Below are 12538 nucleotides of genomic sequence, written 5' to 3' on the forward strand. Positions count from 1 at the left end.
GCACAGGGGGAGTAGGGGGAAGATGTGCGCACGACAGTGCGTCGCCACCTGGGCAAGGTGGTGGCAGGCGCGGCCGTCGCGGTGGCCGCGACAGCCGCGATGATCGCGATCACCCTGCCGGGCACGGCAGGGGCGGAGGGAACCGGAGGCGGCTCCGGCGAGAGGACGGCGGCGGGGCAGCAGGGCGGCACGGGGCAGCAGGGCGGCTCCGCGGCGGTGGCGCCCGGGGTCGTCGAGCAGGCGCCCGCCGAGGGCGAGCGGGGCACGGGGCGCGACCCGCTGACCGACGACGAGATCGCCCGCGTCGAGCGCGTCGCGCTCAGCCGGCAGCTGTTCGACGCCGGCCAGGACGTCGACGGCGACCGGGGCCCGCAGCTCCTCGGCGTGGACCTCGCCGAGCCCGAGGCGGACGAGGTGGACGACCCCTCGGCCCCCCGGCGCGCCGAGGTCACGTTCTACGACTACAAGGACGACACGCTCGTCACCAGGACCGTCAACCTGGACACCGGCAAGGTCGAGGCCACCGGCAGCGGACAGGGCGTCCAGCCGCCGCTCAGCCGCGCCGAGAACACCGAGGCCGCAGCGCTGCTGATCGCCGACCCGCTCGGCGCGGGCCTGCGCGCCGACTACCAGGACGCCACCGGCAAGGAACTCACCTCACCGGAACAGCTGCAGCTCTCCAGCATGGTGTACCGCGCGGTGCCGGGCGCCCAGCCCGCCGCCTTCGACCAGTGCGGGATCCACCGCTGCGCGCGGCTGCTGCTGAAGGTGAAGAACGGCCCGTGGATCGACACCCGGTCCCTGGTGATCGACCTCAGCACCCGCAAGGTGGCCGCGCTCACCCGCTGAGCGCCCCTCCGTCCACTTTTCCGACTCACGCCTCCCGCGCCGGGCCGAGCTGCCCTGCCCCCGGGAGGGTGACGCACAGGGAGTCATGTCCTCATGCGCCTGAACCACCCGAACGGCGGCCACCGGCCGCCCGGCATCAGCCGCGCCCGCAGAAGCGCGGCCCTCGGCCTGTCCGTGGTCGCGCTGGCCGCCGGAGCGTCCGCGACGGGCACCGCCCCGGCCACCGCCCGGCCGAAGGCGGCCCCCGCGGCCGCCGCGGACTGCAGCGCCACCTACCGCATCCAGCAGAAACTCTCCAACGGCACGACCTGGAGCATGTGCTGGCGCTTCGAGTCCAAGTCCGGGCTCGTCCTGGAGAAGGTCTCCTACCAGCCGCCCGGCGAGGCCCGCCCGATCCGGGTCCTCAACAGCGCCAAACTCGCCCAGATCCATGTGCCGTACGACGACGGCTCCAACGAGTACAACGACATCACCGACTACAACTTCGGCGCGGGCCTGGTCAACATGACCCCCGCCGAATGCCCCGGCGGCACCATCAAGACGGTGAAGGTCCCGGACGCCTACAACTCCGAGAACCCCAACGTGAAGGGCCTGTGCACCACCACCCGGGCCCGCGGTCACGCGTACCGGATGCAGACCGACTCCGGGAAGGTCTACCAGTCCCAGGGCAAGGACCTGCTCGTCTACACCGTCAACAAGGTGAGCTGGTACGAGTACATCACCGAGTGGCGTTTCGCCGACGACGGCACGGTCTCCATGAACGTCGGCGCCACCGGCAGCCTCTCGCCCTTCGACTACGACGCGGGCGACGGCCGGGGCTGGCCGATAGGCAAGGGCGCCAAGGCCTACTCCACCAGCCACAACCACAACGTGTTCTGGCGGCTCGACTTCGGCCTCGACGGGTCCTCGAAGAACAAGGTCGAGCAGTACGACTCGGTGGTCAGCCCGCCCGCCGCCGGCGCCCAGGCCCCCACCAACAAGACCACCCGCACGCCCGTGACCAAGGAACTCGCGGGCGACGCCAAGAGCATGCGCTGGTGGCGCGTGGTCAGCACCACGGGCAAGAACAAGGACGGCCACCCGCGCTCGTACGAGATCGTCCCCGGCGTCAGCAGCAAGTACCCGGGGCGTGCCTTCACCCGGCACGACGTCTACTTCACGCAGTACAACAAGTGCGAGCAGTACGCCAACAACAACCTCCGGCTGTGTGCTCCCCGGCACCCCACGGCCGTCGACAAGTGGGTGAACGGACAGGCCCTCACCCACCCCGTGGCCTGGGTGAACGTCGGCTTCCACCATGTCGCGCGGGACGAGGACCAGCAGCCCATGCCGGTGCACTGGCAGGGATTCTCGATCGCCCCCCGGGACGTCACCGCTATGAATCCGCTCACTCCGCCGGCCCTGGTCGGAGAGAACGGCCGCCCGCGCACCGAGAGTTGAGAAACGACCCTGTCCATCCGGCTGCACCGCCGACCGCTCCCGGAGTACCCTTCCTTGATCGTTGGGACGGGGATGCTCGGGGGAGCGGAAGGCGGTGCGCGGGTGGGCTCGGGAGGGCTGGAGCTGCCCCCTGGTGACGACAGTCGCGAGGGGGGCTCCACAGACGTCCCGCCCGGCACGGTGTCCCTGGCCCGGCCGATGGAGGGCGCCATCGGGCCGGAGCTGGACTGGGACGCCGAGGCCTGGCGCGAGGTGCGCACCCGTGCCCAGCGGGCGGGCCGGGCCTACATCTGGCTGAACCTCGTCGAACAGCGGCTGCGCGCCGTGGTGTCCGCCGTGCTGCGGCCCATCTACGAACCCGTCCACGGCGACGAGTGGGTGGTCGCCGCGGCCGGCCCCGCGGGCCAGGAGTGGGTGCAGCGCGCCGTCGCCGTACGCGAAGTCAGCCGCCGCAAGGGCTACTTGCTCGACCCGGCCGACGACAACGTGATCTCCTTCCTCACCCTGCCGCAGCTGCGCGAGCTGATGGTGCAGCACTGGCCGTGCTTCGAGCCGTACCTGGACGACCGGCGGGACGTCGAACTCGCCCTGGACGAGCTGGAGGTGACCCGCAACGTCGTCTCCCGCAACCGGGCGCTGTCCGAAGCCGTCCTGAACCAGGCCGAACGCGCCTCCGCACGCCTGCTGGAGATGCTCGGCACCGGCGGCGACGTGCCCTCCGCGCGCCGGCTGCCCGTCGACGCCGTGGAGGAGCTCATCGGCGACCGGTACGCGGACGTCGTCGCCGTCCACACCGACCGGGTGCGGCTGCTGCGCCAGTTCCCCGCCGAGGACATCTTCGACGGGGCCCGCCGCCTCGACGCGATCGGCATCGGCCTCAACCTCCTGGTGCAGAACTTCTCCGGCCGCCGCCTCGTCCGGCTGGCCGAGGCGGGCGCCCGGGTGCGGCTGCTGTTCCTCAACCCGGCCTCCAGCGCCGTGAAACGCCGCGAGCGGGAACTCGGTATGAAGCGGGGCGAGTTGAGCCGCGCGGTGGAGATGAACATCCTGCACATGCGCCGGGTCCGCTCCCGGCTGCGCGACCCCGGCGCCTTCCAGATCCAGGTGTACGACGAGACGCCCCGCTTCACCGCCTACCTCGTCGACGGCGACGGCACCGACGGCATCGCGGTCGTGCAGTCCTATCTGCGGCGCATGCGCGGTATGGAGGCACCGGTGCTGGTGCTGCGCAACGGCAACCGGGTGGTCAAGTCGGGCGATGTCGGCGAAGGCGGACTTTTCGCCGCCTACCGCGAGGAGTTCGAGCTGGCCTGGGCGGACTCGCGGCCGGTGTCCTGACCGTTCGCTGGTGATGTGCGGCAGTTGTCCGGAACCGTCCCGAGGGAAGCGGAACGCGGTCCTCTGATTGTCAGTGGCGCATGCGAAGGTGGAGACCACTGGGGGAAGCACCACCAAGAAGGGGGGCCGGCATGGCCTGGCATCGCGAGCTGCTCATCGGCTTCGACCTGGAGACGACCGGGACGGACCCGCGCGAGGCGCGCATCGTCACGGGCGCCGTGATCGAGGTCAGGGACGGGCAGGTTCTCGGCAGCCGGGAATGGCTGGCCGACCCGGGCGTGGAGATCCCGGCGGACGCGGTGGCGGTCCACGGCATCAGCAACGAACGGGCGGCCTCCGAGGGCCGCCCCGCCGACGAGGTCGCGGACGCCATCGCCGGCGTCCTCACCGGCTACTGGCGCACCGGCGTCCCGGTCGTCGCCTACAACGCCGCCTTCGACCTGACCCTGCTCTCCGCCGAACTCCGCAGACACCGCCTGCCGTCCCTGCGCGACCGCCTGGGCGGTCTCGACCCCGCTCCGGTCGTCGACCCGTACACGATCGACCGCTGGGCCGACCGCTACCGCCGCGGCAAGCGCAACCTCGAAGCCGTCTGCTCCGAGTACGGCGTCTCCCTCGACGCGGCGCACGACGCCTCCGCCGACGCGCTCGCCGCCGCCCGCCTGGCGCGTGCGATAGCCGAGCGCCACCCCAAGGTCGCCACCCTCGGCCCGGCGGAGCTGCACCGCAGCCAGATCGAGTGGTACGCGGCCTGGGCGGCGGACTTCCAGGACTTCCTGCGCCGCAAGGGCGACGCGGACGCGGTCGTCGACGGCGTCTGGCCGGTGCGCGAGCCGGCGGACAGCCACACCTTCTGACCGGCCGCCCGGAAGGGAGCGGCCCGGAAGGGATCCCGGGCGCGGCTCAGAAGGGGTACCAGCGCACCGATTCGTCCCCGTCCCGCAGCGATGCCACCCGCCGCCCGAACTCGGCCAGCGCCTTGGGATCGGCCGGCGCGTGCTGGGCCACCCAGGCGCAGCTCGCCGTCTCCCGGGCGCCTCGCAGCACCGCACAGCCCTCCCACTCCCGCACGTCCCAGCCGTAGGCGTCGGTGAAGGAGTCGTAGGCCTCCGCGGGCAGGCCGTAGCGGTCGCGGGACAGGGCCAGGACGACCAGGTCGTGTTCGCGCAGGTCGGCGGAGAAGGTCTCCAGGTCGACCAGGACGGGCCCGTCCGGGCCGATGTGCACGTTGCGGGGGAGCGCGTCGCCGTGGATCGGGCCGGGCGGCAACCGCGGGGTGAGCGCGGCGGCGGCCGTCGCGAAGCCGTCACGCCGCTCGCGCAGATAGGCCGCGTCCGCCGGGTCGATCGCGTCGCCGGCCAGCCGCAGCCAGCGCTCCACCCCGGCCAGCAGATCCCGCGGCGGCAGCGTGAAGGAGGGGGAGGGCAGCGCGTGCACGAGGCGCAGGAGTTCGGCCAGATCCCGTGGCTCGGCGGGCCGTACCGGGTCGGGCAGGCGGTGCCACACCGTCACCGGGTGTCCCTCGACCAGCAGGGGTTTCGCCTCGGCCGCCCGCACCGCGGGGACACCCGCGCCGGCCAGCCAGGCCGCGATGTCCAGCTCGCGCCGGGCCCGCTCCAGCAGCTCGGCGTCCCGGCCGACCTTCACCACCAGGTCACCGGCGGCGAACACCGCGTTCTCACCCAGGGCGAGCAGCCGAGCCTCCCCGGCCGGCAGCCCCGCCGCGGCCAGTACGTCCCTCGCCCGTGCCTCGTCCATCGTCCGCCTCCCAGTCGTGACCGTCTGCTCCTGCCGGAACGGCGTCGGGATCCGGCCATCCGCCGCCCAGTCTCGCATTCACACAGGTCGGACCGTGTGCGCGGTCCCTTGACGGCGTACCGCGGCTTCACGACCATGGCGGGGCCCGTCGGAGCCGCCGGGAAGGGGGGATCGCTTCGTGCCGTCGCTGACCGAGCGGAGCCGGACGGTACGCCGTGCGTCCGGCACCGGCCCGCCACGCCGCCGGAGCACCGGGCACGGCGCGTGGTTCCTCGTCCTGCCCGCGTTGCTGCCGATCCTGCTGCTCAGCGTCGGCCCCCTGGTGTACGGCATCCTGCTCGCCTTCACCGACGCACAGTCGGGCCGGACCGCCGCCACCCAGTGGATCGGCGGGCTCAACTTCCGCGACCTGTGGCACGACACGCTGTTCTGGGAGTCGTTCCGCATCGGACTGGTGTGGGCGGTCGGGGTCACCGTCCCGCAGTTCCTGCTCGCCCTCGGCCTCGCCCTCCTCCTCGACCAGGAGTTACGGCTGCGCTGGCTGGCCCGCGCCCTCGCGATCGTCCCCTGGGCGATGCCCGAGGTCGTCGTCGGCGTGATGTGGCGGCTCGTCTACAACCCCGACGCCGGTGTCCTCAACGAGACCCTGCACGACCTCCACCTCGGCGACGGCCGGGACTGGCTGAGCGGTCTGACGACCGCGCTGCCCGCGGTGATCGTCGTCGGCGTGTGGGCGGGCATGCCCCAGACGACGGTCGCCCTGCTCGCCGGACTCCAGAACACCCCGCGCGAACTCCACGAGGCCGCCGCGGTCGACGGCGCCGGCGCCTGGCGCCGCTTCCGCACGGTCACCTGGCCCGCCCTGCGCCCGGTAGCCCTCGCGATCACCGCCCTGAACTTCATCTGGAACTTCAACTCCTTCGCCCTGGTCTACGTCCTGACCAGCGGCGGCCCCGGCGGCCGCACCCGGCTGCCCATGCTCTTCGCCTACGAAGAGGCCTTCCGCTACGGGCAGTTCGGCTACGCGGCGGCGATGGGATGCGTGATGGTCGCGGTGATCTCGGTGCTCCTCGCCCTCTTCCTCGTCGGCCGCCTCCGGGAAGGCGACGAGACATGAGGACCAGCACGGCGGGCCGCGCCGGCCAGTACCTGGCCCTGCTCGGCTATCTCGTCTTCCTCGCCTTCCCCTTCCTCTGGCTGATCTCCACCGCCTTCAAGTCGCCCCGCGAACTGGGCAGTCTGCACCCCACCTGGATCCCCGACGAGCCCACTCTCGCCAACTTCCGGCAGGCCTTCGACGAACAGCCGCTGCTGCGCGCCGCGGGCAACTCCCTGCTCGCCGCCGCCGGGGCCGCGCTGATCGCCGTACTGATCGCGACCCCGCTGGCCTACGTCGTCGCCCGCCGCCGCACCCTGCTCGCGCGGGCCGCCACCGGCTGGGTCGTGGTCAGCCAGGCCTTCCCGCTGGTGCTGGTGATCATCCCGCTGTTCCTGGTGCTGAAGAACCTGCGGCTGATCGACTCGACTTCCGGCCTGATCCTCGTGTACGTGGTGTGGGCCCTGCCGTTCGCGCTGTGGATGCTCACCGGGTACGTCAGGGCGGTGCCCGTCGAACTGGAGGAGGCGGCGGCCGTCGACGGGGCCGGGCGGCTGCGGACCCTGGTGTCGGTGACCGCGCCGCTGCTCGCGCCCGGCATCGTGGCGACGGCCCTGTTCGCGTTCGTCACGGCGTGGAACGAGTTCTTCTTCGCGCTCGTCCTGCTGAAGACCCCCGAGAAACAGACCCTGCCCGTCGTCCTCACCCACTTCATCGGCGCGGAGGGCGTCGCCGACCTCGGCCCGCTGGCGGCCGCCGCCTTCCTCGCCACCCTTCCCTCCCTGCTCGTGTTCGCGATCGTCCAGCGACGGATCACGGGCGGCATGCTCACCGGGGCGGTGAAGAGCTGATGCGCACCCGGGCCTCCCTCCTCCTCGTCCTCGCCCTGCTCCTGGCGAGCTGCGCGGGCTGCTCGGCCGACGGCGACTCCGGCACCGGCCCGGTCACCCTGCGCTTCCAGTCCCTGGCCTGGCAGGAGGAGTCCGTCGAGGCCAACAAGGAACTGGTGAAGGAGTGGAACGCCGGCCATCCGGACATCAAGATCGAGTACGTCCAGGGCAGTTGGGACAGCGTCCACGACCAGCTCCTCACCTCCTTCGAGGGCGGCGAGGCACCGGACATCATCCACGACGCCTCCGACGACCTCGCCGACTTCGCCTACGGCGGCTACCTCGCCGACCTCACCGGCCTGCTGCCCGACCGGCTGACCTCCGACATCCCGCGGCGCAGCTGGGAGACGGTGACCTTCGGCGACGGCGTCTACGGCGTGCCCTTCCTCCAGGAACCCCGCGTCCTCATCGCCAACGCCACCTGGCTCGAGGAATCCGGGGTCCGGGTCCCGACCCCCGAACGGCCCTGGACCTGGGAGGAGTTCCGCCGGATCACCGAACAGCTCAGCGGCGACGGCAGGTACGGGGTGGCCTGGCCGCTGAAGGATCCCGTCTCCGCCACCCTCAACCTCTCCCTCTCGGCCGGCGGACAGCTGTTCCACCGGGGCCCGGACGGCAAGGTCACCGTCCGCTTCGAGGCGGGCGACGAGGTCGTGCCGCGCACCGTCCACGACCAGGTCGGCGAGGACCGCAGCGCGCCCGGCTCCCTGCTCGGCAGCGGTGGTTCGGACACCCTGCCCGGCTTCTTCGCCGGGAAGTACGCCATGGTCCCGCTCGGCCTCTCCTACCGCCAGCAGATCGTCCAGCAGGCTCCGAAGGGCTTCGACTGGCAGGTGCTGCCCGCCCCGGCCGGCGCCGAGGGCCTCACCCAGGGCGTCAGCCCGCAGACCCTGTCGATCGCCGAGGACAGCCCGCACAAGAAGGAGGCCGCCGCCTTCATCGACTTCCTCCTGAGGCCGCCCCACATGGTCCGCCTGGCCCTCGGCGACTGGATGCTGCCCACCGGCACGGCGGCACTCGCCGACCCGGCCCTGCACACCACCGAGCACGACTGGGCCACCGGCACCGCCCTGGCCGCACACCTGCGCCCCGCGCCCGCGCAGTCGGTGCGCGGCTACCCGGAGTGGAAGGACAAGGTGGCGACCCCGGCCTTCCAGGAGTACTACAGCGGCGCCATCGGCCTCGATGAACTGCGCGACCGGCTGGAGGACGACGGGAACCTGGTGCTGGCCCGCTATCAGCGCTGACGGTTCCGACACCGCTATCCGTGTTGCACGAGACGTCTCGTCTCGTCTATCGTCGATCACATGACCGCACCCGCGCACATCGCCATGTTCTCCATCGCCGCCCACGGCCATGTGAACCCCAGCCTGGAGGTGATCCGCGAACTCGTCGCCCGCGGGCATCGGGTCACCTACGCCATCCCGCCCGTCCTCGCCGACAAGGTCGCGGCGACCGGCGCCGAGGTGAAGCCCTGGCACTCCACCCTGCCCTCACCGGACGCCGACCCGTCGGCCTGGGGCTCCACCCTCCTCGACAACGTGGAGCCCTTCCTCGACGACGCCGTCCAGGCACTGCCCCAGCTGATCGAGGCCTACGACGGCGACGAGCCCGACCTCGTCCTGCACGACATCGCCTCCTACCCGGCCCGCGTCCTCGCCCACCGCTGGGGCGTGCCCGCGATCTCCCTCTCGCCCGCCCTCGTCGCCTGGGAGGGCTACGAGCAGGAGGTCGCCGAACCGATGTGGGCCGAGCCGAAGAGGACCGCCCGCGGACAGGCCTACTACGCCCGCTTCCAGGCGTGGCTGGAGGAGAACGGCATCACCCTCCACCCGGACGACTTCGGCGGCCGGCCCGCCCGCTCCCTGGTGCTCATCCCGAAGGCGCTCCAGCCGAACGCCGACCGGGTCGACGAGAGCGTGTACACCTTCGTCGGCGCCTGCCAGGGCGACCGCACCGCGGAGGGCGACTGGACCAGGCCGGCCGGCACCGAGAAGGTCGTCCTCGTCTCCCTGGGCTCCGCCTTCACCAGACAGCCGGACTTCTACCGCGCCTGCGTCCAGGCCTTCGCCGGCCTGCCCGGCTGGCACCTCGTGCTCCAGATCGGCAAGCACGTGGACCCCGCCGAGCTGGGCGACGTACCCGCCAACGTCGAAGTGCGCTCCTGGGTACCGCAGTTGGCGGTGCTGCGGCAGGCGGACCTGTTCGTCACCCACGCCGGCGCCGGCGGCAGCCAGGAGGGGATGGCCACGGCGACGCCGATGATCGCCGTACCGCAGGCCGTGGACCAGTTCGGCAACGCGGACGTGCTCCAGGCGCTCGGGGTCGCCCGCCACGTCCCCGCCGAGGAGGCCACCGCCGAGACGCTGCGGGCCGCCGCCCTGGCCCTGGTCGCCGACCCCGAGGTCGCCCGGCGCCTGAAGGAGATCCAGGCGGACATGGCCGAGGAGGGCGGCACCCGCCGGGCGGCCGACCTGATCGAGGCCGAACTGCGCGCCGGGTAGCCGTTTCCGGCGAGCAGGCGTGTCCGGCGCGCAGGCATGTCCCGGCTCCGGGCGGACATGAGTGAGGGCCCGTTGACTCCCCGGTGGTCAACGGGCCCTCGGTCTGGGGGGATCGAGCGATGCAGAGATGCAGGGTCGCAGCGGCGTGCGGGTCGGGTCCGCGGGTCACACGCGCAGAGGCTCGCCCTCGCCGTCCCGTGCCGTCGGCGCGATCGCCTCGGACGACTCGTCGTGCGTCAGGTCGGGCAGCCGGTGCAGCCACTTCGGCAGGTACCAGTTGCGCTCGCCGAGCAGCGCCATCACCGCCGGGAGCAGCACGCCCCGGATGACCGTGGCGTCGATCAGGACCGCTGCGGCCAGGCCGACACCCATCTGCTTCATGGACTGCATGGACAGCGTGCCGAAGATCGCGAACACGGCGACCATGATGACGGCGGCGCTGGTCACGACCCCGGCCGTGGTGACGACACCGTGCGTGATGGCGTCCCGCGTCGTCAGGCCGCGCAGCCGCGCCTCGCGGATCCGGGAGACCACGAACACGTGGTAGTCCATCGACAGACCGAACAGGATCACGAAGAGGAACAGCGGCAGCCAGGTGACGATGGCACCGACGCCCTCCGCGCCCACCAGGGACGCGCCCCAGCCGTGCTGGAAGACCCCCACCAGGATGCCGTAGGCGGCGCCCACGGACAGCAGATTGAGCACGATCGAGGTGATCGCGATCGTCAGCGAGCGGAACGACAGCAGCATCAGCGCGAAGGCGAACACCACGACGAAGGCGAAGACCGGGACGACGGCTCCGGCGAGCTGGTCGTTGAAGTCCTTCGAACCGGCCACCTGCCCGGTGATCGGCGCCTCCACGCCGTCCACCCGGCCGAGCGTCGCGGGCCGTACGTCGTCGCGCAGCTTGTCCAGGCTCGCGCCCGCCTTGTCCAGGTCGGACCCGCCGACCAGCGGGACGTACACGAAGGCGATGTTCTGCGCGTCGTGCAGCTTGATCTCGACGGGGCCGCGCGACGCGCCCGAACTGATCGCCCGCTCACGGAAGTCGGCCAGCGCGGACTTCACCTCGGGTGCGTTGATGTCCTTCGCGTGGACGACCACCTCGGCCGGGTCCGAGCCGCCGGGGAAGGCCTCGTTGACCCGGTTGTAGGTCTGCACGATCGGCAGCGAGTCGCCGAACTCCTGGTCCAGGGTGAGGTTCTGGGTCTTCATGCCGAGCGCGGGCGCCGCGATGGCCAGCAGCGCGCCGGCCGCGACGAGCACGGAGACCAGGGGCCTGGCGAGGACGCCCTTGAGGACGGCCGACCAGAACCGGCTCTCGCCACCCCCGCCGTTGCCGCGCTTACGGTTACGCCGGCGCAGGAAGGGGATACGGCCCTTCTCGACCCGCTCGCCCAGCAGCGAGAGGAGCGCGGGCAGCACGGTCACGGAGCCGACCATGGCCACGGCCACCACCATCAGGGAGGCCAGGCCCATCGCCTCGAACTCGGCGAGCCCGGTGAACAGCATGCCCGCCATCGCCACGCACACGGTGACACCGGAGACGATGATCGCGCGGCCGCTGGTCGCGGCGGCGATCCGCAGCGCGGTCTGCCCGTCCCGGCCGGCCTCGCGCTCCTCACGCTCACGGCGCAGGTAGAACAGGCAGTAGTCGACACCGACGGCCAGACCGACCAGCAGCATCACGGAGTTGGCGGTGTCGCTCATCGGCATGACATGGCTGACGACGCCCATCAGGCCCATCGTCGCCATGATCGCGGTGACCGCGAGCAGCACCGGGAGCAGGGCGGCGACCAGGGCGCCGAACGCGATGAGCAGAATGCCGAGGGCCACCGGCACCGCGGAGTACTCGGCCTTCTTGAAGTCGTCGCCGAACGCGTCGTCGAACGTCTTCATCATGCTGGCGCCGCCGATCTCCTCGATCCGCAGTGCCTCATGCTCCTTCTGCACCCCCTCGACGGCCTTCAGTACCGGCTCGATCCGCTCGCCCGCGGTGTCGGAGTCGCCGCGGACGTCGAACTGCACCAGCGCGCTGCGACCGTCCTTGGAGATCGTCCGCGTGTCGTACGGCGAGGTGACCTCGGTGACCTCGCCGGTGCCCTCGACGGCCGTGACGACCGCTTCGACGGCCTTGCGGAACTCGGCGTCCGTGGCCGTCAGCTTCGCGTCCCTGGCCTGGACGAGGACCGTCTCGCCGGCGGGCTCCTCGATCCCGGCATCCTCGATGATCTTTGCGGCGGTGTGCGTCTCGCCCTTGAGCTGGTCGCTGTCCTTGACGTCGACCCGGCCGGCCGCCGACCCCAGCCCCACGGCCAGGACGACGAACAGCACCCAGATACCGACGGCCGTCCAACGATGCCGGGCACTCCAGCCGCCGGCCCGCGCGGCGATGCCCCGCACCCGTGAATCTCCGTTCCGCATGACGGGCTTTCCCCCCCTCGAGATGCGGTGGCGGCCCCCTGCCGTCACCTCTCCCTTCGAAGGTATGGGCCGTATAAAGCCATCTCGTCGTGCTGTTCGACGAGGTACGGGCCACCGGGCTCCTCCCCTCGGACCCCGCCGTCTCAGCACTGGGGAGGACTGTGGTCCCTTACACCTATCGGCGGGTCTCGGGGACGATGATCAGGGTCGCACCCTGCTGTCCGGTCCGCCGGACCGAT

At 71.8% G+C, this 12538-nt stretch carries 9 protein-coding genes and 1 pseudogene; 8 read left to right on the top strand and 2 right to left on the bottom strand.

All coding sequences use genetic code 11. The features are described from left to right. Positions 1-24 precede the first annotated feature (24 nt). The 4 genes from ACFWJX_RS00385 (at position 25) to ACFWJX_RS00400 (ending at position 4484) form a co-directional block, all read left to right on the top strand. The gene (locus tag ACFWJX_RS00385; protein ID WP_383234552.1) at positions 25-849 is read left to right on the top strand and encodes a Tat pathway signal sequence domain protein; all 825 of its coding nucleotides are present in this window, start codon (positions 25-27) and stop codon (positions 847-849) included. A gap of 93 nt (positions 850-942) precedes the next feature. Further along, the gene (locus ACFWJX_RS00390) at positions 943-2289 is read left to right on the top strand and encodes a copper amine oxidase (protein WP_383234554.1); all 1347 of its coding nucleotides are present in this window, start codon (positions 943-945) and stop codon (positions 2287-2289) included. A 72-nt stretch (positions 2290-2361) separates the two neighbouring features. After that, positions 2362-3627, top strand: a complete 1266-nt coding sequence (locus ACFWJX_RS00395) for an SAV2148 family HEPN domain-containing protein (protein ID WP_383235872.1) — start codon at positions 2362-2364, stop codon at positions 3625-3627. A gap of 131 nt (positions 3628-3758) precedes the next feature. Then, on the top strand, positions 3759-4484 hold the full coding sequence (locus ACFWJX_RS00400; RefSeq protein WP_383234557.1) for a 3'-5' exonuclease: 726 nt from the start codon (positions 3759-3761) through the stop codon (positions 4482-4484). 46 nt (positions 4485-4530) lie between these two features. Here the strand turns inward: ACFWJX_RS00400 and ACFWJX_RS00405 are convergent, their stop codons facing one another. After that, entirely contained in the window at positions 4531-5385 is an 855-nt protein-coding gene (locus ACFWJX_RS00405) for a phosphotransferase enzyme family protein (protein WP_383234561.1), read from the bottom strand. A gap of 178 nt (positions 5386-5563) precedes the next feature. Here ACFWJX_RS00405 and ACFWJX_RS00410 point away from each other — a divergent pair, with 178 nt between their 5' ends. The 4 genes and pseudogenes from ACFWJX_RS00410 to mgt all read left to right on the top strand — a co-directional run bounded on the left by ACFWJX_RS00410 (position 5564) and on the right by mgt (position 9875). Continuing rightward, entirely contained in the window at positions 5564-6502 is a 939-nt protein-coding gene (locus ACFWJX_RS00410) for a carbohydrate ABC transporter permease (RefSeq protein WP_383234564.1), read from the top strand. Continuing rightward, on the top strand, positions 6499-7332 hold the full coding sequence (locus tag ACFWJX_RS00415; protein WP_383234567.1) for a carbohydrate ABC transporter permease: 834 nt from the start codon (positions 6499-6501) through the stop codon (positions 7330-7332). The genes ACFWJX_RS00410 and ACFWJX_RS00415 overlap by 4 nt, the downstream gene beginning before the upstream one ends. Then, on the top strand, positions 7332-8618 hold the full coding sequence (locus ACFWJX_RS00420) for an ABC transporter substrate-binding protein (RefSeq protein WP_383234569.1): 1287 nt from the start codon (positions 7332-7334) through the stop codon (positions 8616-8618). The genes ACFWJX_RS00415 and ACFWJX_RS00420 overlap by 1 nt, the downstream gene beginning before the upstream one ends. A gap of 20 nt (positions 8619-8638) precedes the next feature. Further along, positions 8639-9875 (top strand): annotated as a pseudogene (gene mgt / locus ACFWJX_RS00425) (macrolide-inactivating glycosyltransferase). Between the two features lie 165 nt (positions 9876-10040). On the opposite strand, the gene ACFWJX_RS00430 reads toward mgt, so the two are convergent. Beyond that, on the bottom strand, positions 10041-12299 hold the full coding sequence (locus ACFWJX_RS00430; RefSeq protein WP_383234572.1) for an MMPL family transporter: 2259 nt from the start codon (positions 12297-12299) through the stop codon (positions 10041-10043). Between the last annotated feature and the right edge of the window lie 239 nt (positions 12300-12538).

Source organism: Streptomyces sp. NPDC058335 (assembly GCF_042723915.1).
GTDB lineage: Bacteria > Actinomycetota > Actinomycetes > Streptomycetales > Streptomycetaceae > Streptomyces.

Excerpts from the sequence above, each read along its gene's own strand:
- ACFWJX_RS00390 (WP_383234554.1), top strand. The coding sequence starts at position 943 with ATGCGCCTGAACCACCCGAACGGCGGCCACCGGCCGCCCGGCATCAGC.
- ACFWJX_RS00395 (WP_383235872.1), top strand. The coding sequence starts at position 2,362 with ATGCTCGGGGGAGCGGAAGGCGGTGCGCGGGTGGGCTCGGGAGGGCTG.
- ACFWJX_RS00400 (WP_383234557.1), top strand. The coding sequence starts at position 3,759 with ATGGCCTGGCATCGCGAGCTGCTCATCGGCTTCGACCTGGAGACGACC.
- ACFWJX_RS00405 (WP_383234561.1), bottom strand. The coding sequence starts at position 5,385 with ATGGACGAGGCACGGGCGAGGGACGTACTGGCCGCGGCGGGGCTGCCG.
- ACFWJX_RS00415 (WP_383234567.1), top strand. The coding sequence starts at position 6,499 with ATGAGGACCAGCACGGCGGGCCGCGCCGGCCAGTACCTGGCCCTGCTC.
- ACFWJX_RS00420 (WP_383234569.1), top strand. The coding sequence starts at position 7,332 with ATGCGCACCCGGGCCTCCCTCCTCCTCGTCCTCGCCCTGCTCCTGGCG.
- ACFWJX_RS00430 (WP_383234572.1), bottom strand. The coding sequence starts at position 12,299 with ATGCGGAACGGAGATTCACGGGTGCGGGGCATCGCCGCGCGGGCCGGC.